This window comes from Rhizobium rosettiformans, assembly GCF_016806065.1.
GTDB lineage: Bacteria > Pseudomonadota > Alphaproteobacteria > Rhizobiales > Rhizobiaceae > Allorhizobium.
On record NZ_CP032405.1, the window covers coordinates 2,305,246 to 2,323,880 of the forward strand.

The following is an 18,635-nucleotide window of genomic DNA, read 5'->3' on the forward strand; positions in this document are numbered from 1 at the left end:
CTGAAAAATAACAGAAAAGAGAGGTTGGCCGGGGAACCTGGATTCTCACATGATTTCAATGACTTAGAAAAATCGCCTTTGATTTTCCTCTGTTTTCCTGCCGCGAGCGACCGTGGATACCATCTTTGTGCCCTGGGTTTGGGCCGACGTCAACATGGCGCGAGAGCGGAATTTATTTCCGTCCATCCACACCTGTGGAAGGCGTTGAATGATTGCGCGACGGCGCTTGCGCATTTGCTGCAACCGCGTCGATCAATTGATTGACTTGCCAGAGCAGACGGTCCTTATCTCGTCGCAAGATAACGGCGAGGGAACTCGACGTCCCTCCTTAAAGGCCAGTTTTTGAGGCATCATTCCGCCGTCGCCGAGAGCGATGTGCGGCGCTCGCCTAAAGTGGATGCTAACTCCACCACGCCCTATGGATGGTTTTCGAAGGCCCTTGCAAGTTCTGGTAGGAGAGCCCATATTCATTAAAGTGGCAGCCATTGAACGGGCACTGCTACTTTCTGGGCGGCACGCACCCTGGCCCCAATAAAGGAGGACATCATGTCTTCCGACCTTCATCAGCCTATCGGCAGCTTCGATATCAGCATCATCAGAAAAGCGCTCCGGCATGCCGGGTTTCGCTATGAAGAACCCCTCTGCGAGCTCGACCGTGGCGCGGCGCGTCATGCGATGACGCTTTACCAGAAGGGCGTCCACAGATCCGGCGAATTGATTTCCGCCGTGATCCTTTGGGCAGACAAGGCCGTCCTCGCGCGGCTGAACAGCAGCAGTCGGGTTACGAGTCCATGACCCTCTCCTTCCCCAATCCGACCCGTGCCTATGACGAGACCCGCGGTCTCATTCGTTTCATCGGGCATGATGGCCTCAACCAGGTTCTGTTTCTCTTGCCCGTCGCCGTGTTCGATCGCGAGGGCGCCCCCGGACGCCGGAAGGAACGCGACTATCTCCTGGCATTCGATCGCCTGCGGGAGCGCATTCTGACGACAGCGAGGAAAGCCTATCAGTCTCGGCCACGACATACGATCGAACTCGATCTCAGTGCATTCGGGTCGTCCCTCCAGTCGGCGACCTGACGACGCCAACACAGCGCTTGGCGAACTTCGAAGAGGAACAGGTCATGGTCGATCGTGAGCAATCCACTGCAGTGACCGTCCATGACGACCGCCTTGCGCAGACACTTGGCCTTCGACCATGCTGAAGAACGATCCTCCAGAGGGTGAGCGAGAGACGGCTGACCAGGCGCTGCTGCGTGCGCTGGTCCATCGCTCCAGCTATTCGAGCGCGGATCTCCGGGCGCAATCAAGTGGCAACTGTGCAAGGGAAATCGCGATCATCGATCGCCTTCGCAAGGGAATGGTCATGAGCGATATGCAGGCAGCCGTCTGGGAGAATGTCGTATTCAGTCACGCTGCGGCTCTGTCGCGCTGGGAAGGCGAGGGTGGAAGTCCGTGCGGTGGCGATCAGGCCGTCACGCCCGAGAAGCGAGGCATCTGATGGAGCCTTCGGACAAGGTGATCATACTGGCCGACATTCGCAAGAAACGGATCGCGTCTGCGACATGCCGACCGAACGTCTTCGAGATCAGGACAGGGGCCGGGAAGCGGCCCGATTGCAGTATCCATCCGTTTACAGCGCGGCCCGCTGTTCCGCCGAAGCAGGCGTGATGACCGCAGAGGTCGCATCTCGATCTGATCGCTACACCGTACTCCCGTGACACCGGTCCCAAAAGGAGACTCATATGTTTACGCGAACGAAGACAAGAACCGTGCATTTCGATGCGCCCTTCACACTGACAGGACTGGAGGGTGTGCAACCGCCCGGCGACTACCAGGTGCAGGACGACGAGGAACAGATCACCGGGATTTCCTGGCTCGCCTATCGGCGCGTGGGAACCATGATCGAAGTGTTTGCGGGGAAGAAGAAGAGCCTGGTCCAAATAGATCCGTCGGACCTGGATACCGCTCTCGACAGGGACCGGGTCCTGTCCGGCCAACAGAGCCTGAACACAACGCACTGAAGATTGGAAAAACTCATGTCGTCTCACCGTTTTACCGTCGGCCAAATGGTTCGTCTCGTGACCACGAAGGGGCTCTCGCCGGCTGCCGCTGTCACCTACACGATCGAGGCCCCCATGCCGGCCTATCGGAACAGCCCCCAGTACCGGCTCTGGAATCCGGAGCTCCGCCAAGGGCGCGTCGCCCTGGAGCGGGATCTGGAGCCTGTCGGCTCCGCGTGATTTAGATGCCGACGCGCGTGCATCCGCCTTGCGGTCGCGCTGTGCGTCCCTGGCTTTTTTTGGCGAGACCTCGCCACCATGTTCCGGAGGGAACGCAGATGAACAGACCGTCACGTATCGCCTTCATTGGCAACTCTCTTCCGCGCAAATGCGGCATAGCAACCTTCACCGGCGATCTTTCCCAGGCGCTGGTCGACGCGGTCGAGCCCGTCCAGACGAGCATCGTCGCCGTGACGGACGCCAGGCAGATTTACGCCTATCCGAGCGACGTGATCTTCGAGATCCGTGAGGAGGAAGTCGAAGACTATGTGACGGCCGCGCGGGTTCTGAATGAAGGCCGGTTCGATGTGGTTTCCCTGCAGCATGAATTCGGTATCTTCGGGGGGCCGGACGGCGAACACATTCTGATGCTTCTGGAAAACCTGCGTATTCCGCTCGTCACCACCTTCCATACGATCCTCGCCGAGCCGACTCCGTCTCAACACCGCGTGTTGCAGAAGGTCGCCGCCCATTCCAGCCGTGTCGTCGTCATGGCCGAGAAGGCGCGCACGCTGCTCACAGACATCTATGGCGTGGCCCCCCAGAAGATCGACGTCATTGCCCATGGCATACCCGACCGCCCCTTTCACGATCCGGACCTGGCCAAGATCGAGCGCGGTTACGCCGATCGCCCCATCATCCTGACATTTGGTCTGCTCTCTCCCAACAAGGGTATCGAGGTGGTCATCGATGCCATGCCCGCGATCCTGAAAGAGAGCCCCGAGGCCCTGTACATCGTCCTCGGCGCCACGCACCCGACCCTCCTGCGCCAGCAGGGCGAGGCCTATCGCGACAGTCTTCGCCAGCGCACCGAGCGGCTGGGTGTCGATCATGCCGTGCAGTTTCTCAATCGCTTCGTCGATCTGCCGACGCTTCTCGACTTCATTGCCATGTGTGATGTCTACGTGACGCCCTATCTCGACGAGGCGCAGATGACGTCGGGAACGCTCTCCTACAGTTTTGGCATGGGAAGTGCTGTGGTTTCTACACCCTATTGGCACGCCTGCGATCTCTTAGGCGACGGCCGAGGCATTTTGGTTCCTTTCGGCGACGCGTCGGCCACGGGTAAGGCAATCTCTACCTTGCTCGACGATGACGCGGCCCGGACGGCTATGCGCAAGAGGGCCTACGAGGCTGGCCGCGCGATGATCTGGTCGCATGTCGCCACGCTCTACCTCGACAGCATGGCGAAGGCGCGAACGGCCTTTCGGCCAAAGCTCGTCAGCGACCTCGTATCCTTGCGGATCAAACGCCCACCGCAGCAGACGGCTTTGAGGCTCGGCCATTTTCACGCGATGTGCGACGACACGGGAATTACGCAGCACGCGGTCTTCTCCGTGCCGGACAGGTCGCATGGCTACTGCGTCGATGACAATGCGCGAGCTTTGCTTTTATCCTCACTCCTCTCGGCCATCGGCGAAACGGGCATCGCGGACCGCATGACTGCCTCCTTCGCAGCCTTCGTCGAACACGCCTGGAACCCGGACACCGGTCGCTTCAGAAATTTCATGAGCTACGACCGCCGCTGGCTGGAAGATGAAGGCTCAGAAGATAGTCATGGGCGAACCCTCTGGGCGCTCGGAGCCTGCGCCCTGTCCGATACCGACGCGCCGCGCCGCCGATGGGCGAGTGCCCTTTTCGCCCGGGCGATGTCCGTCACACTCGACTTCCGTTCACCTCGCGCCTGGGCCTTCACGCTTCTCGGCCTCAACGATTATTGCGCGGCCAATCCCAACGATTCTCGCGCGCGCATGCTGCGCATACGGCTCGCTGAAAATCTCATGGACCTGGAGCGTCGTGTGTCGACGGGCGGGCGCCGTTGGTTCGAGCAGGGACTTTCCTATGAAAACGCCCGGCTGAGCCAAGCCTTGATAACAACGGGCCTGTCGACCAACGTGCCGGCTTTCGTCGAGATGGGTGTTGCGACGCTTGAATGGCTTATGACCCAGCAGACGGGCGAGAAAGGCTATTTCCGTCCCGTCGGCACCGATGGCTTCTTTGAGGTCGGACAGGCGCCCAAGCTCTTCGACCAACAGCCGGTCGAGGCGACGGCCACCGTGGCCGCCTGTCTTGCTGCCTATGAGGCGACCTCGGACAAAAGCTGGATTGAGGCTGCTAACAGGGCCTTCGACTGGTTCACCGGCAGCAATGACCACGGCGTCTCGCTGGTCGACCCGGAAACCGGCAGTTGCCGCGACGGCCTTCATGTGGATCGGCCCAACGAGAACCGTGGCGCCGAATCCGTGCTCTGTTACCTGATCTCCTGTGTCGAACTCGGGCGTGCCAACCAGATGCTGCGCCCGATACTTCCAAGGGTCGGCGTCAGGCAGTTGTCATGAGCCGCTCCACCCACAGCAAAAACTCCGAAAGACCAACGTTGACCCAGTCCAGCCTCCTCAACCGGCAGGCCCTCTATCTGAAGCCGGATCCGACACGGGTCATCGTGCGCCCGTTCAAGCCATCGACCGAACCTCGGCATCTCAATCCGCGCGACAAGACAAGGGCGAATGAAATCGTCGATCGCGTTCTGTCGCTCGACCCGACCTCGACCGCCAATCAGTTGCGCGACATCCTCGCCAATTTCGATGGCCGGCATCGCAACCTGTTGCGACAGTTCGAGGCGCGGGCGGATGCGATGGAGGATGCCTTTATCCACCATCAACAGTTCAGCCAGCAACAGAGGCAGTTGGTCGGGGCCTATTTCATGAACGAATATTCGTTCGAGTCCGCCGCCCTGTTCAATCCGAGCATCGTGCCGCATCCCGACCAGTCCGACATTGCCGAGGGAAGCCGCCGGGTGATCCTCAGTTTGAGGGCCGTAGGCGAAGGACATATCTCCTCGCTGACCTTCCGCTCCGGAGTGATCGACCCGGAGGGGGCCGTCACCATCGATGCGCCGACGCAAATGGCGGTGTTGCCCCACATTCATGCGAGCGACGGTCTGGCGCCCGCCGGCTGTATCGGGATTAGTTTCAAAAGCGAAAGCGATCTCAGCGAGCGGGTCATATTCCCGGTGACCGAGGCTCAAGCGAACGGCATAGAAGATGCCCGCTTCGTCGCCTTCGAAGACGATGGCAAAACGATCTACTTCGCCACCTACACCGCTTATAGCGGTTCTTCGATCCGCTCCGAGCTTCTGGAGACCACAGACTTCCTGAACTTAACCCTGACGCCGCTGCGGGGACCTGCCGCCCGCAACAAGGGCATGGCGCTCTTTCCCCGTCGCATCGACGGTCGCTATGCGATGATCGCCCGGCAGGACAGTGAAAACCTCTTTCTGCTTTATTCCGACGACCTGCATCAATGGGATGAGGGACGTCTCCTGATGAAGCCGGAATTCGCCTGGCAGTTTGTCCAGATCGGCAATTGTGGCTCCCCTGTAGAGATCGACGAGGGATGGCTCTTGTTCACCCACGGGGTGGGACCGATGCGGCGCTATGCGATTGGGGTGACCCTGCTCGACAAGCATGACCCGAGCATCATCTTGTCGCGCACGGTCGAACCGCTGCTGCAGCCCGAACCGACGGAGCGCGAGGGTTATGTGCCGAACGTCGTCTATTCTTGCGGTGCTATGCGGCATGGCGATCTGATCGCGCTGCCTTATGCGGTCTCGGACACCTATTCCAACTTCACCACCGTGAAGATCAGCAGGCTTCTGGAGACGATGCATCCCACCGGGACAGCCTTGTGAATGCGGAGGGCAGGTGTGGCGCCGCATCAGGCGATCGGCCATGAGCGTCCAGCAACTGAAACGCGTCTTCCTCGATGACATTCTGCCCACCTGGAGCAGATCCGGCTTCGATGAGACCTGCGGCCAATTCGTCGAATATCTGGAGCTGGATGGATCGCCTCAGAAGGGGGGTGACGTTCGGACCCGGACGGTAGCCCGCCAGATCTATGTTCATGCCCATGCGGCCCATCTCGGCGTTGCCCCTTCAGCTTCGCTCGACTTAGCTGAACGGGCATTCGCCAACCTGCACCGCGTCGCCTGGGTCGGCGGGAAGCGCGGTGGATATGTGAGAACCTTCAACCGCCACACCGAAATCATCACGGATCCCGTTCGCGACCTCTACGACAATGCCTGCGTGCTACTCGCACTCTCCTGGCTGCTGACGGCGACCGGCAAGAATGTCTACAGACACCAGGTCGACCAGACGATCCTGGCGGTTGACCGGACCCTGACGGATCCCTTTGGCGGTTGGGCCGAAGACAGCGACGGCACGCTGCCTCGCCGCCAGAACCCGCATATGCATTACCTCGAAGCGACACTGGCCTTGTGCGAGAACAACCGGACCTCCAGTCATATGAGGTCGGAAAGCAACGCCTTCGCACTCTTGCGCTCCCATTTTCTAGTCGGACCGAATGGGCCGCTACACGAATTCTTCGGCCCCGAATGGGAGCTTGCCGACCGATACGGATCCGATCGGCTGGAGCCAGGCCACATGTGCGAGTGGGTCTGGTTGACGACTCGTCACGATATGCTCGCTCACAGCGATAACACAAAGATATGTATGGACCTGTTTTACACAGCATTAGCGGTTGGGCGCACGGAAGGATCGCTCTTTTTGGTCGACGCCGTTTCGGCAAGCAAGCCCATCAGCCCGTCAAGGCGGTTGTGGCCGCAAGTGGAGATGCTAAAGGCTTTCTTAGCGCTCCATAAGCGACTGGGCGTTCCGCGCTATTGCACAGAGGCAGACGACGTAGCCTCTGCAATCATTGCTTCATACATGACGGGCGTGCCACAAGGCTGCTGGCACGACCGTCTGGACATGAACGACACTCCAATGGGTAGCACGATCCCGGCCAGCTCCCTTTATCACCTCTGGACGGCTGTCGGAGATCAAGTCGAGGGTGTCAAACCAATCGGCTCTATACAGGAAGCTGAAAGCCGTTAAGTATTCGCGCGGGTTAGCAACTGCAATCGATCGCTAGTGACTAAGTGCGACGTTAGTAGCAGCAGCGGCAAGGACCGATGACACTGAGTTTCGAGGTATCAGCAGATGGTTCATGCGGCACCATCGCGGAAATTAGGTGTGGGTCCCCAGTCAGTTTTGCGAGACCCGCTCAAGCACGAACGGACCAGACATCAGCAGCCACAATTGCTCAAGGTGTTGAGAAGGCGTCGTTTTCTCTGTGAGAAACAGTCGCTGATTTGAGCGGAAAAACAACCTACAACGGCCTGCCTGAAAAACTTTGATTCCGACATAATTTTAAAGGCTTAGCGGAACAGCCTTGAAGCTCCCTTGGTTTTCCCCTCGCGAGCGACCGTGGATGCCACTTTCGTGCCCTGGCTTTGGGCATCAGTCAACAAGACGGCCGAGCGGCAATAATTTCCGTTTTCAGGCAAAAGCTTACGCTATCGCGGTCACCGCGGGGATGGCCGCTTCCCGCCTTCATGTCAGTCGTGCAGCCATTTCGTCGCCGATGCCTTTCAGCATTGCAAGTTCATCGGCTACGACCAGTCGGCCATGGCGCTTCTGGAAAAAGCAGGCATTGCGGATGCGCTCGATGAGGGCGTGATTGCCTTGCCTGGAGACGGTCTTGCTGCGTTCGTATCATCCCTTCGCAAGCTCAGGGTCTGGGGACGAGAGCCGTCCGTGAAACTGGGCAAGGCTTCCGTACCGAAGTAACAGGTTAGGCCCCCAGTTGAGGGGGCCAGCCATCATCTCTGCTTCAGAGCGACCGGGCCTTCGGGTCGTCGCTCGCAAGCAGGCGCGCCATCGCTTCGGTGATGGTGAGGTCGTCATAGGGCTTGGGGAAGAAGCGGCTTCCGACCGGCAGCATGCTTTCTTCGACGATGGCTGCACCGGAGGCGACAATCAGTTTCAAGGGCGGCCAACGATCGCGGATGTAGTGGGACAGTTTGATACCGTCCATCGTCCCTGGCATCTGGACATCGGTGAATACGAGATCGATGTCGTCCCGTCCTTCGAGAATGCGGATCGCCTCGTCGGCGTCGCCAGCCTCCAGCGCTTCGTAACCCGCCGACAAGACGAGATCGACTGCACTCATGCGGATTATCGCACTGTCTTCCACGATCAGGACGACGGGTTTGCCGTTCTTCATTGTTCACTCGCTGTATGAGAATGGCTGCAGTTCTGCAGCCTTGGGCGCCTCAGGAACCGATCTGTCCCTATGCCGCCGGCGAAAAGTCGGTCCGAAGGCCTGACCTTTCCGTATGCCTGATCGTCACGACCGTGCCTGGAGAAGCGTCGCTAACCGTCAATTCGCCGTCGAGATTCTTGACGAGTGCCTCGACGATACCGGTGCCTAACCCGGCCTTGGGCGCTTCGTTCCCGATGGGCATTCCAATTCCGTCGTCGGAAATGGAAAGGGTCCAGTCTTTTCCCGAAGACAGATAATTGATCTCGATCGTTCCGTTCCGATCGTCGCTGAAGGCATGCTTCAGAGCGTTGATCACGAGTTCGGTAACGATCAGACCCAGACTGATTGAGACATCCGCCGGGACGGTGCTGTCATCGACCGTCACCTGGATCGACAGCCGCTCGGGGTCCGCGATCATCGATGCGCCGAGACTTTGGCTAAGCTGCGTGAAATAGGCACGCAGCTCAACACTGCCGCCGGCAGAGGTGGAGAGCTGACGCTGCAGGGCTGCAATCGACATGATGCGATGACGGGCGTCATGGAGATGCCCGCGGACCTCCTCCGACTGAACGCGGCGCGCACTCTGCATGAGCACGCTAGCAATGATCTGCAGACTGTTGGCGACCCTGTGCTGGACTTCCTGCAGAAGGATGGCCTTGTCGCGAACCAGATCGTCTTTCAGGCGAGCTTCAGCGCGCATGTCGGTCACGTCGGTAATGGCGACAAGCAGGCGAATATGCTCCAGGTCGCCATCGTCGAGCTTTCGCGCATTGATGATCAACTGTCGCGTTTTCTGGTCCGGACGCTTCAGGTCGATCTCGTAGGCATCAATGCTCACACTGCCGGTGACGGTCGCCGTCAACAAGGAGTCGAGCCTCGGCATGGCCCATTCCCCGTGCCCGAGTTCGCCGAGGCGCTTGCCTGTGACGGAGGCCGGGGCAATCTCGAATGCTCGGCAGAAGGATGCGCTCGCTGCAATGATCCTCAGATCATCGGACAGAAATAGCAGTGGTTCGTTGGACGAGGTCACAACGGCAAGTGTGCTTGCCGCTTCGAAATGCACTGCTGGTGTCTGTGGCATATAGAGGCCCTCAAGGGCCGAAGACTCACGGCGCAAGTCATGACTCGGCAGGAGTGTCGACAGAAACGATAAGGTCAATTCCGACAGGGGGATGGTAACACACCGGATGTGCGTTCCCTGCATCATTTGTTCGATTGATTGGCAAAAACGAACCTGGAGCACCAGAAACTTGCTGATTATCAAGCGAATGCGGCGTTCTACCTCCAGGAGCGACTGAAGGCCCCTCCCATCTGCAGTCGGCACAGGTCCGATCAATGTGTCAGATCGCTCACCCGCATCGTCAAGGTCACAACGACCCCTCCGGCGGTCCACTCGTGCGCAATCGAGCCCCCGAGGTGACCACTCACTGTGCGGTGGAGAAGCTTGCTTCCATATCCTTCAGGTGAGCGGCTCGGTATCTCTGGCCCGCCCTGTTCGCTCCAGAGGATCTCGACATTCTCTTCGACGGTAGAGCCGGAGATATCGAGCAAACCTTGCTCGGAGGACAGGGCGCCGTATTTCAAAGAATTGGTCGCCAGCTCATGGATCACGAGGGCAAGGCTTGTCGCCGCCTTTTCGCCGATCCCCATGCGCGGAACGGCGACACGGATCCGACCTGCGAAGGCGCCGATCTCATCATAAGGCGCCAGCAGCACCGAGAACAGGTCGCCAAGCAGGGCGGCACTCCCCTGACCATTGGGTAGAGGCCGCACCAGGTCATGGGCACGCCCCAGCGCGGTCAGTCGCTGGGTCAACTGCTTCGCCATCTCCTCTTTCGTCTCGGTCGTCCGTGACGTGATTGTCGTCAGGCCAGACGCGAGAGCGAGAAGGTTCTTCACCCTATGGCTCATTTCACCTGCCAGCAACTCGTGGCCTTCCTCCGCCTGCTTGCGCCCCGTAACATCGAGGAAAATGCCCGACATCTTTCCGGCGGCGGTATCTCCGTTGCTTCCTTGGCCCCGCGCCGAAATCCATCGCACATCCGATGCGCTCGTCAGAATTCTAAAGTCGATCTCGAACTGGCCTTCGATGACACGGGTAGCCATGAAGGCCGTCCTCACGCGGTCGCGATCCGCAGGATGAACCTGCGCGGACAGGTGTTCAAAAGTCAGTACGGTGTCCGGAGAGATGTCCCAGAGTTCGAAGCCTCGTGCATCCATGACGAATTCATCGTTCTCGATAATCCAGGTCCAGAGAGCGACCCCGGCGGAGTCAATCGCGCTTCGCAGTGCTTGCACGTCCCAGTCTGTATGCGTTGGACCGTCGTCTTTCATTCAGGCTCTCCCGTTCGACGGTGCAGCGCATCGATCCACAATCCGTGGACGACCTTATAGGCAAAAGACTGCCCGTGACCAGTCGGTTCCCTTCGCAGCACATTTCCGCCACGCGCTTTGGAGTGCGGCGGGAAGAAGTTGTCGATTATAACGAAAGGCAGGCAAGGTGCGGAACTTTAATCACGCGCTCGTGTTCTTGCTGCGAGACCTAGCAACCAGGTCTGCAAAGAGGAAAACCCATGAAAAAGATGATTTTCGCGGCGGCGCTCGTGTGCGCCTCGGCAGTGTCTGCCTATGCCCAGACCACGACGGTTCCGGCCACGGATGGCGATACTCCTGCCGTTGCGACACCGGATACGCCAAATGCTGCTGCCCCTGTGGAGGGCGCAAATTCCTTCACCGAGGAACAGGCACGGCAGCGCATTGAAGAGGCAGGCTACACCGGCATTGCCGACCTAATGCTCGACGACCAGGGCGTTTGGCAGGCCACGGCGATGAAGGATGGCAGGTCCATGCCGGTGGCCATGGATTACCAGGGCAACGTCGTCTCGAAATAATTTTGCGGAAACGCAGAGAAAGGTCATTCCAATGAAAACCATTACCGGACTTTTTGACAACTATGCTGAGGCAACTTCGGCCGTCAGTGCACTTGAAGCCCGTGGCGTCCCATCCGACGACATCAGCATTGTTTCCAACAATGCCGACAACCGCCACAAGCATGAAGACAACGACAACGGTGCCGCAGAAGGTGCGGGCGCCGGTGCCGGTATCGGCGCTGTCGTTGGTGGTGCAGGTGGTCTTCTAACTGGCCTTGGCATCATGGCCATTCCCGGTGTCGGCCCGGTCGTGGCGGCCGGTTGGCTTGCCGCCACTGCCGCCGGTGCGGTCGCCGGCGCGGTTGCCGGTGGTGCAGCGGGCGGATTGATCGGCGCACTCACCGATTCCGGCGTCTCCGAAGATGAAGCCCATGTCTACGCCGAAGGTGTTCGCCGTGGCGGCACACTTGTCACCGCTCGGGTGGATGACGGAATGGAAATCGAAGCAGAATCGATCCTCAAGCAGTCAAACCGCGTCGATCCGATGGCGCGCCGCCAGGCCTATTCGGAGCAGGGCTGGACGAAGTTCGACCACGCAGCTGATCCTTACGGCCCAGCCGAAATCGAACAGGAGCGGGACCGCTATCGCGTTCGCACTCTCTAACCGATAACAATCGAGGATCGGTTCATGCCGGTCCTCGAACTCGCTGTGAAACATCATCTATCAACAGGGATGTCGGTTGGCTTTCCGGAACCCCAGAAGGTCACCCCATGCGAAGCATTTCCGATACCATCGAGCGGCTCGCTCGTGCCCGCGCTCAAACACACGGCGCCGTCGACCAGCCGAACAAGCTGACCAGACTGGCTGACCCTGCGCAAAACCCCGGCCAGCTTACGGGCTGGTATCAGTGCCCGGATAGTCCGGCGTCCCCTCCCGCCCTCGTAGTCGTCCTGCATGGCTGCACACAGTCGGCAGCCGCCTATGATCATGGTTCCGGCTGGTCGCGGCTCGCGGACGACTATGGTTTCGCGGTCCTCTTTCCAGAACAGTCCCGCCAGAACAATGCAAATCTCTGCTTCAACTGGTTCCAGAGCAATGACGTCACGCGCGACGAGGGAGAGATCCTGTCGATCCGCGAGATGATCGCGAGCATGATCGACCTTCACGGTGTCGATCCGCGTCGTGTGTTCGTCACCGGCCTTTCGGCAGGTGGCGCAATGGCCAATGCACTTCTCGCCTCCTATCCCGAAGTCTTTACCGGTGGTGCGATCATCGCTGGCCTTCCCTTCGGCGTCGCCTCCACGGTGCCGGAAGCATTTGATCGGATGCGGGGGCATGGTCTTCCATCCTCCACGATGCTTGATGCCAAGCTGAGGAACGCCTCAGCCCATGAAGGACCTTGGCCGACGGTATCCGTATGGCACGGAACGACCGACAACACCGTTTCAGACGCAAACTCCCGTGCGATCATCGATCAGTGGCTCGGTGTCCACGGGGCGGACGTGGGATCGAGCGAGGCTCAGCTTCTCGATGGCGGCCACGCGCTGGAAACGTGGAAAGACGCATCCGGCCGTGATGCCATCGAGCATTACCGCATTGTCGGAATGGGTCACGGAACACCCGTCGATGCAGCCTCCGGATACGGCCGGCCTGCCGCCCATATGCTCGATGCCGGGATTTCCTCGACCGTGCACATCGCGCGAGCCTGGGGGCTTACACCATCCTTCGAACGGCGGGGGACCGCAACCGAGCGCGATACCGCGTGCGTAGCTCCACGGCAGAGTGAACCCTCGAAGCCTGATAGCATTCAGGAGGTCATCGAGAGCGCGCTGCGGGCTTCGGGCCTCATGAGATGAGGTTATCGGGTGCGCGCTTGCTGGCTGTCGATCATTTAAACACTACCCAAGCGGATTTCGGAGCCTCGTGCAGGCTTACGCGACCATAGTTCCGGTGTTCACGTAGCTTACTGGCTGCCATGAGGTTCGCCAACACAACTTCGTGCGAGATCTGCCCGCGTCACGCGCCAGTCATCCGCGAGTGGAAGACAGGTTCGCGATGAGATTTTCTGCCATGATCCATGGCCAGTTGCTGCGGTGCTCGCCTTTGGGTGAGCACGCTTTGCTCATGCCAAGCAGCCTTCCCAAGCCCATGGCCGGAAATTGGAACGGTAGGGTCTCGGGCGCCTGCCGTCCGATTTTCAGGCTTCCTGGCAGACTTCCCTGATTTCGTGGGGTCGTTCATCTGTTTGGCCTGCAACAGCCGCGCGTTGGTGTGGAGGGAACTATGTGTCCCCCGAACCTGTTCCCTCAATGGAACGCGAAGTTCGAAAGGCTCGCCGATTCCTCCGTTCAACTCGGTAAAGGCGATTATTCATGCTGAAGTTTCTCGGCGGCACGATTGGTGTCATATTTCTCATCGGCTTGGCCGTGGTGGTTCTTCTCCTGATGCTGATCTTCTGATGCCTGAAGGTGCTGGCGCAGGCAGGCGGTTCAGCCTGCTGGTGGCCACGCTGTTCCTCGGGATCCTCCTCATTCTGGTCGATCGGGCCGTGGCGCAGGAGGGGGGCGGAGACGGTCAGGCTGGATGGTCGCGCGCTTTTCTCTGTCAGCTCGAGTGATACCCTTGGCGCTGAAGAACGGGCTCGGCGGGTGGAACAGCGGCTTGGTGTTCTGGTCAGGGCGCTCGAAACTGTGCCGAATGCTGCCGTCGAAGCTTCGGGAAACGAGCGCGTCATCGTCGTAGCGGGTGTGCGGATCACGACCGTCTCGCCGATCGATGCGGAAGACAGTCTGACTGACATCGACACTCTGGCCGCCCGTTGGGCAAATGCGATCGAATTGGGTTTACGAGATGCTGTCGATCGCCGTCAGGGTTTCGGTGGCAGTTTTTTCGCAGACACACTCGCGGCCCTGCAAACCGTTCTCTCGCGAGCCTGGAGTTCGGTGGTCAGCGTTGTTCCGCGATTGCTGGCTGCGGCACTGGTGATGGGAACCACCTTGCTGGTTGCTTCAGGTGTCAACCGTGTGCTCGTGGTCGTCTTCAAACGCCGAATCGCTGACAGAACACTCGAGAACCTGATCCGGCAGTTGTCGTACTACTCTCTCATTCTACTCGGCGTGCTCGTTGCCGCTGATGCGCTGGGGTTCAGCCCGGGCGCGCTGGTGACCGGGCTTGGCCTGACGGGTCTCGTGCTCGGTTTCGCGCTCAAGGACATCTTGTCGAATTTCGTCAGCGGTCTATTGATCCTGGCGCTTCGGCCGTTCGAAATCGGGGACCAGATTGTTGTCGGACCGACGGAGGGTTCGGTCGAACGGATCGAACTGCGTGCAACGCAGATCCGCACCTATGATGGCCGCGTGGCACTGGTGCCCAATGCCGAAGTCTTCACTTCGCGTATTGTCAACAACACCGCAGATCCGATCCGTCGTGGCAATGTTCTGCTTCAGGTCGGATATAGCACTGATCTCGACACTCTCGTCGAGCGTTTGCGCGGATCTGTCGCTTCGGTACAGGGGGTGCTTGACGACCGCCCGGTGACGGTTCGGATCGATGAACTGGCTGCCGATGCGATCACCATGAACATCGGTTTCTGGACGGATTCACTCCGGTCCGATTACAAGCAAACCACATCCGATGTTCGCCGGCACATCGCCTCCACCATGGAAGACATGGGCCTTCCGCTTCCAGAGCCTGACCTTTGGCGCGTCGCACCTGCCCATCTGGAAGAATGGAAAACGGCTTTGTCATCACGCCGAGAGCCATTGCATCCGACATCAGGCGCAGAGAAGAACGATTATATGAAAGGAAAGAGCAGCAAATGAAACACAATCAAGCCATTGCATTGTTGGTCGCCCTCGCCAGTTCGGCCGCAGCGTCACAGGCTTTTGCACAGTCGGCCCCTTATCCGGGAGAAGATCCGGCCAAGCTGTTCGGATACGAAATCGATGCCAGGGAGACGGACAGCACGCGGGTTGCTGAGAAGGCGCTAAGAGCCGTTCAGCGGGCCAGAGAAACTGCCGATGAAGTGAAGATGGTCTTTGGCGCCAACCGCTTCCATTTCGTTGCGTTGAAACCGGACAGCATGGACATGGTAAGGCCGGAGGTTGGAAAGCGAGAGTCCGACGTCTCGCGCTTGCAGGCAGCGATCGAAAGCAACGCATTGTTTTACACAGCCATGCGAAGCGAGGGCATCGCCGCGAGCGATATCATTGGAGCGGAACTTGCAGACGGAGAAAGTGGCTTGAGTTCCGAAAAACGAGTGACGATCTATCTGGCGCCATGACTGGCTCGTTCCCAGAACTACATCTCCGGAAGAGTAGCGATCGCGCCTCTTTTTCAAGGACAGAATGAGCGAAGCATGACATCGAGCATCCTGCAATCAGGTCGCAACTGTTGGAAGAAGGCGCGCGCAGATCGTTTCGGCGTCATCTTCGACGCCGAAGACTATTTCGTTGCCGTCAAGCAGGCCATCCTCGAAGCTCGGCAGGTGGTTTACCTGATCGGCTGGGATTTCGACACCCGGATCGAGTTCGAGCCTGAGGGTGCCAGTCTTGAAGGGCCGAACAAGCTGGGACGGTTTCTGAAGTGGATCGGCAAGACACGTCCAGACCTGCAAGTCCACATCCTCAAATGGCATCTGGGCTTGTTCACTTCATTGGGACGCGGAAGCATGCCCTTTCGTCTGCTGAACCTTATGTCCACTTCCAATATCCACTTCAAACTGGATGGCGCGCATCCGCCTGCCTCCGCCCATCACCAGAAGATCGTGGTCATCGACGACGTGCTGGCCTTCTGCGGCGGGATCGACATCACCACCGAGCGCTGGGACACGCGCTGGCATTTGGACGACGACGCGCGTCGCAAAATGCCGAATGGCAAGCCCCATGGCCCCTGGCACGATGCGACATCTGTTCTGAGCGGACCTGTTGCAAAACTGCTGGGGGATGTCGCCCGGGAGCGATGGTTTGCCGCCACCAGCGAAAAACTCCTCGAGCCCAACCGCAGCGATCCCCTGTGGCCGGAGGCAGTCCAGGTGCTGCTTAGAGATGTCGAGGTTGCAATCGCACGCACGCTCCCCGCCTATCGCGATCAATCCGAGGTCCGGGAAATCGAGACGCTCTATCTCGACGCGATCGCCGGCGCAAAAGACATCATCTATTGCGAGAGCCAGTATTTCGCATCCCGACGGATTGCAGAGGCCATGGCAGCCCGCCTGCAGGAGCCGGCTGGTCCCGAGATCATCGTGATCAACCCCGAATCCGCAGATGGATATCTGGAAGCCAAAACCATGGATACGGCGCGAGCACGTTTGCTCCAACTCGTAGGCGCGGCAGACCGCCACGACAGGTTTCGCATCTTCACGCCCGTCACCGAGCAGGGAAGACCGATCTACGTGCATGCGAAGATCACGATTATCGACGATCGGCTGCTGCGTGTAGGCTCCTCCAACTTCAACAACCGCTCTCTGGGATTTGATTCCGAATGTGATGTTGCCATCGAGGTCCCATCTGACGATAGGGCAGGCGCAACCGCATCGGTAATCGAGACGATCCGGACAGAGCTATTGGCCGAGCATCTTGCGACCGAGCCGCATGCGATCCGCGACGCCATCGCTTTGGCGAAAGGGTCGTTCGTGAAAGCGATTGATCGTCTGCTCGGGCCGGGAAAGACGCTGCGGCCTTATGTGCCTGACGAGGTCGGCGCCTTCGAGGAGATGTTGGCAGAGAATGATCTGCTCGATCCTGAAAGCCCGAGAAACTTCTTTGTAAGCTTGACGGGAGGCAGTTGGCGCCCTGAGGCTTTGCGGTGAACTGGAACCTCTGCGTGGCGCGCTAGCTCTTGACGTTACGGTCGCTCCATTTCTGGCGGGCATGGGCTTGAAGATCCGGTATGCTGTCGAACTCATCGACGATCTCTTCGCCGATCAGCGTTTCGATCAGATCCTCCAAGGTCACGATGCCGGCAGTTCCTCCGAATTCATCGACGACCAGAGCGACATGCCGATCCTTGTGGATGAGGAAATCGAAAAGCTCCTCAAGTGGCATCGCCTCTGTGATCGCCTCCAGATCGCGCTTCATGTCCTGTAGACGCGTGCCGCCCTTGCCCTCCACGGCTTCGTAGAGAATGTCTGTCTTGAGCACGAAGCCTGTGACCTGATCGATCGACCCTTCGAAGACCGGGATGCGAGAGAACTTGAGCTCGGCCTTGCATGCTATCACCGCATCGATCGTCGACTTCTGTTCAAGGGGCATAAACGACAGTACGCGGTGTCATGATGTCAGCGACGGTCAGTCGATCAAACTTCAGAAGGTTACGGAAGACCTTAGAATCCCCCTTGTCGATGACCCCTTCGCGATGACCGATGTCGGCCATTGCCGCAATCTCGTCGCGGCTGACGGGCGGCTGCGGCCTGCCGCGCGACAGGAGACGGGTGATGAGCTGAGACATCTTCACCAATGGCCACATCGACCAGATCATCGGCGGCAGGATGCGCGCGGCCAGCGGCGTAAATGCTCTCCAATACATCGCACCCAGCGTCTTCGGGATGATCTCCGAAAGCACCAGGATCAGCAGTGTCAGCACGGCCGAGAAAACGGCGATCGCGGCATCTCCGAAGACATGGGCCGCTTGGGCGCCCGCTCCGGCCGCACCCGCAGTGTGGGCAACGGTATTTAGGCTGAGGATGGCTGCCAAGGGACGATCGACATCGTCCTTGAGCATCTTCACCTTGCGGGCTGTCTCTGGCTGTGTCGCTTCCAGCGTAGCAGTATAACTCGGCGTAATGCTCAACAATACAGCTTCGAGTATCGAGCATACAAACGAGATGGAGATCGCAATTGCAACGTAGACGACAAGAAGGGTCATGGGGTTTTCCAGACTCGAAGTAGAGCTCGGGGCGCAACCTCGTAAGGCTCCATCCATTCGCCAATGGTTTCGACGCTGGATTGTTCCTAACTCCTCGGCCTTCCCTTTACTCACCGCTACCGCGCAGTAGACGGCCGATTATCTGGGTGACGACGTTGAACATGTCCTGGAGCTCGTTGCGCGAACTGAGAACTGAGCAAATATGATGTGCTGCGGCCGGTGCGTTTCTTACTGTGGAGCTTGGATGCGAAATGTCTGCTTGCGTGGCGTGTTAGACAAGAGCGGACTGCCACTCACGGCCCCAACACGGAGATTGCCTGCGGGTCCCCAGCCAGTTTTGTGAGGCCCGCTCAGGCACGACGGATGGCCTGAAGAACAACAGCCACGATTGCTCAAGTTGTTGAGAAGACGTCGCCTGACGCGAGCGACCGTAGATGCCAACTTTGTGCCCTGGCTCTGGGCCGACGTCAACATGGCGGGAGAGCGGCAATTATTTCCGTTCGGGAGCGCCAAG

General features: G+C 59.1%; 20 protein-coding genes and 1 pseudogene. 16 read left to right on the forward strand and 5 right to left on the reverse strand.

Annotated features, from left to right (window positions below; genetic code table 11):
* Positions 1-546 precede the first annotated feature (546 nt).
* The 9 genes and pseudogenes from D4A92_RS11045 to D4A92_RS11085 form a co-directional block, all read left to right on the forward strand.
* A complete protein-coding gene (locus D4A92_RS11045; protein WP_203012973.1) occupies positions 547-795 on the forward strand; it encodes a hypothetical protein in 249 nt (82 codons plus the stop codon).
* The gene (locus D4A92_RS11050; RefSeq protein WP_203012976.1) at positions 792-1,079 is read left to right on the forward strand and encodes a DUF1488 family protein; all 288 of its coding nucleotides are present in this window, start codon (positions 792-794) and stop codon (positions 1,077-1,079) included. The genes D4A92_RS11045 and D4A92_RS11050 overlap by 4 nt, the downstream gene beginning before the upstream one ends.
* A 118-nt stretch (positions 1,080-1,197) precedes the next feature.
* Positions 1,198-1,500, forward strand: coding sequence for a hypothetical protein (locus D4A92_RS11055; protein WP_203012978.1), 303 nt, complete (start codon positions 1,198-1,200; stop codon positions 1,498-1,500).
* A 244-nt stretch (positions 1,501-1,744) separates the two neighbouring features.
* Complete coding sequence (locus D4A92_RS11060; RefSeq protein WP_203012980.1) at positions 1,745-2,023, forward strand: hypothetical protein; 279 nt, start codon at positions 1,745-1,747, stop codon at positions 2,021-2,023.
* Positions 2,024-2,038: 15 nt separating this feature from the next.
* Positions 2,039-2,242 (forward strand): hypothetical protein, encoded by a 204-nt coding sequence (locus tag D4A92_RS11065; protein ID WP_006727798.1) that lies wholly within the window; start codon positions 2,039-2,041, stop codon positions 2,240-2,242.
* Between the two features lie 98 nt (positions 2,243-2,340).
* On the forward strand, positions 2,341-4,620 hold the full coding sequence (locus D4A92_RS11070) for a glycosyltransferase family 4 protein (protein WP_203012982.1): 2,280 nt from the start codon (positions 2,341-2,343) through the stop codon (positions 4,618-4,620).
* 38 nt (positions 4,621-4,658) lie between these two features.
* A complete protein-coding gene (locus D4A92_RS11075; RefSeq protein WP_203012984.1) occupies positions 4,659-5,972 on the forward strand; it encodes a glycoside hydrolase family 130 protein in 1,314 nt (437 codons plus the stop codon).
* A 13-nt stretch (positions 5,973-5,985) separates the two neighbouring features.
* Positions 5,986-7,176, forward strand: coding sequence for an AGE family epimerase/isomerase (locus D4A92_RS11080; protein ID WP_246753927.1), 1,191 nt, complete (start codon positions 5,986-5,988; stop codon positions 7,174-7,176).
* A gap of 519 nt (positions 7,177-7,695) precedes the next feature.
* A pseudogene (locus D4A92_RS11085) lies at positions 7,696-7,911 on the forward strand (hypothetical protein); the annotation flags it as partial.
* 43 nt (positions 7,912-7,954) lie between these two features.
* Here the strand turns inward: D4A92_RS11085 and D4A92_RS11090 are convergent.
* From D4A92_RS11090 to D4A92_RS11100, 3 genes are all read right to left on the reverse strand, one after another.
* Complete coding sequence (locus tag D4A92_RS11090) at positions 7,955-8,347, reverse strand: response regulator (RefSeq protein ID WP_203012986.1); 393 nt, start codon at positions 8,345-8,347, stop codon at positions 7,955-7,957.
* Positions 8,348-8,414: 67 nt separating this feature from the next.
* On the reverse strand, positions 8,415-9,467 hold the full coding sequence (locus tag D4A92_RS11095) for a sensor histidine kinase (RefSeq protein WP_203012994.1): 1,053 nt from the start codon (positions 9,465-9,467) through the stop codon (positions 8,415-8,417).
* A 251-nt stretch (positions 9,468-9,718) separates the two neighbouring features.
* The gene (locus D4A92_RS11100) at positions 9,719-10,720 is read right to left on the reverse strand and encodes a sensor histidine kinase (RefSeq protein ID WP_203012996.1); all 1,002 of its coding nucleotides are present in this window, start codon (positions 10,718-10,720) and stop codon (positions 9,719-9,721) included.
* 239 nt (positions 10,721-10,959) lie between these two features.
* Here D4A92_RS11100 and D4A92_RS11105 point away from each other — a divergent pair, with 239 nt between their 5' ends.
* The 7 genes from D4A92_RS11105 to D4A92_RS11135 all read left to right on the forward strand — a co-directional run bounded on the left by D4A92_RS11105 (position 10,960) and on the right by D4A92_RS11135 (position 17,066).
* Positions 10,960-11,277, forward strand: a complete 318-nt coding sequence (locus tag D4A92_RS11105; protein ID WP_203012998.1) for a PepSY domain-containing protein — start codon at positions 10,960-10,962, stop codon at positions 11,275-11,277.
* Between the two features lie 31 nt (positions 11,278-11,308).
* Positions 11,309-11,920 (forward strand): general stress protein, encoded by a 612-nt coding sequence (locus D4A92_RS11110; protein ID WP_203013000.1) that lies wholly within the window; start codon positions 11,309-11,311, stop codon positions 11,918-11,920.
* A 107-nt stretch (positions 11,921-12,027) separates the two neighbouring features.
* Positions 12,028-13,113 carry an extracellular catalytic domain type 1 short-chain-length polyhydroxyalkanoate depolymerase gene (locus D4A92_RS11115; RefSeq protein ID WP_203013002.1) on the forward strand — a complete coding sequence of 362 codons (1,086 nt, stop codon included), beginning with the start codon at positions 12,028-12,030 and terminating at the stop codon, positions 13,111-13,113.
* A 602-nt stretch (positions 13,114-13,715) separates the two neighbouring features.
* Positions 13,716-13,874 (forward strand): hypothetical protein, encoded by a 159-nt coding sequence (locus D4A92_RS11120; protein ID WP_203013005.1) that lies wholly within the window; start codon positions 13,716-13,718, stop codon positions 13,872-13,874.
* Between the two features lie 31 nt (positions 13,875-13,905).
* On the forward strand, positions 13,906-15,078 hold the full coding sequence (locus D4A92_RS11125) for a mechanosensitive ion channel family protein (protein WP_203013007.1): 1,173 nt from the start codon (positions 13,906-13,908) through the stop codon (positions 15,076-15,078).
* Complete coding sequence (locus D4A92_RS11130; RefSeq protein WP_203013010.1) at positions 15,075-15,539, forward strand: hypothetical protein; 465 nt, start codon at positions 15,075-15,077, stop codon at positions 15,537-15,539. The genes D4A92_RS11125 and D4A92_RS11130 overlap by 4 nt, the downstream gene beginning before the upstream one ends.
* Before the next feature lie 75 nt (positions 15,540-15,614).
* Positions 15,615-17,066, forward strand: coding sequence for a phospholipase D-like domain-containing protein (locus D4A92_RS11135; RefSeq protein ID WP_203013012.1), 1,452 nt, complete (start codon positions 15,615-15,617; stop codon positions 17,064-17,066).
* Between the two features lie 22 nt (positions 17,067-17,088).
* Here the strand turns inward: D4A92_RS11135 and D4A92_RS25080 are convergent, their stop codons facing one another.
* Both D4A92_RS25080 and D4A92_RS25085 read right to left on the reverse strand, forming a co-directional pair.
* Positions 17,089-17,508, reverse strand: coding sequence for a CBS domain-containing protein (locus tag D4A92_RS25080; protein WP_246753928.1), 420 nt, complete (start codon positions 17,506-17,508; stop codon positions 17,089-17,091).
* Complete coding sequence (locus D4A92_RS25085) at positions 17,498-18,121, reverse strand: CNNM domain-containing protein (protein ID WP_246753929.1); 624 nt, start codon at positions 18,119-18,121, stop codon at positions 17,498-17,500. Before D4A92_RS25085 ends, D4A92_RS25080 begins: the two co-directional genes overlap by 11 nt.
* Positions 18,122-18,635: the final 514 nt, after the last annotated feature.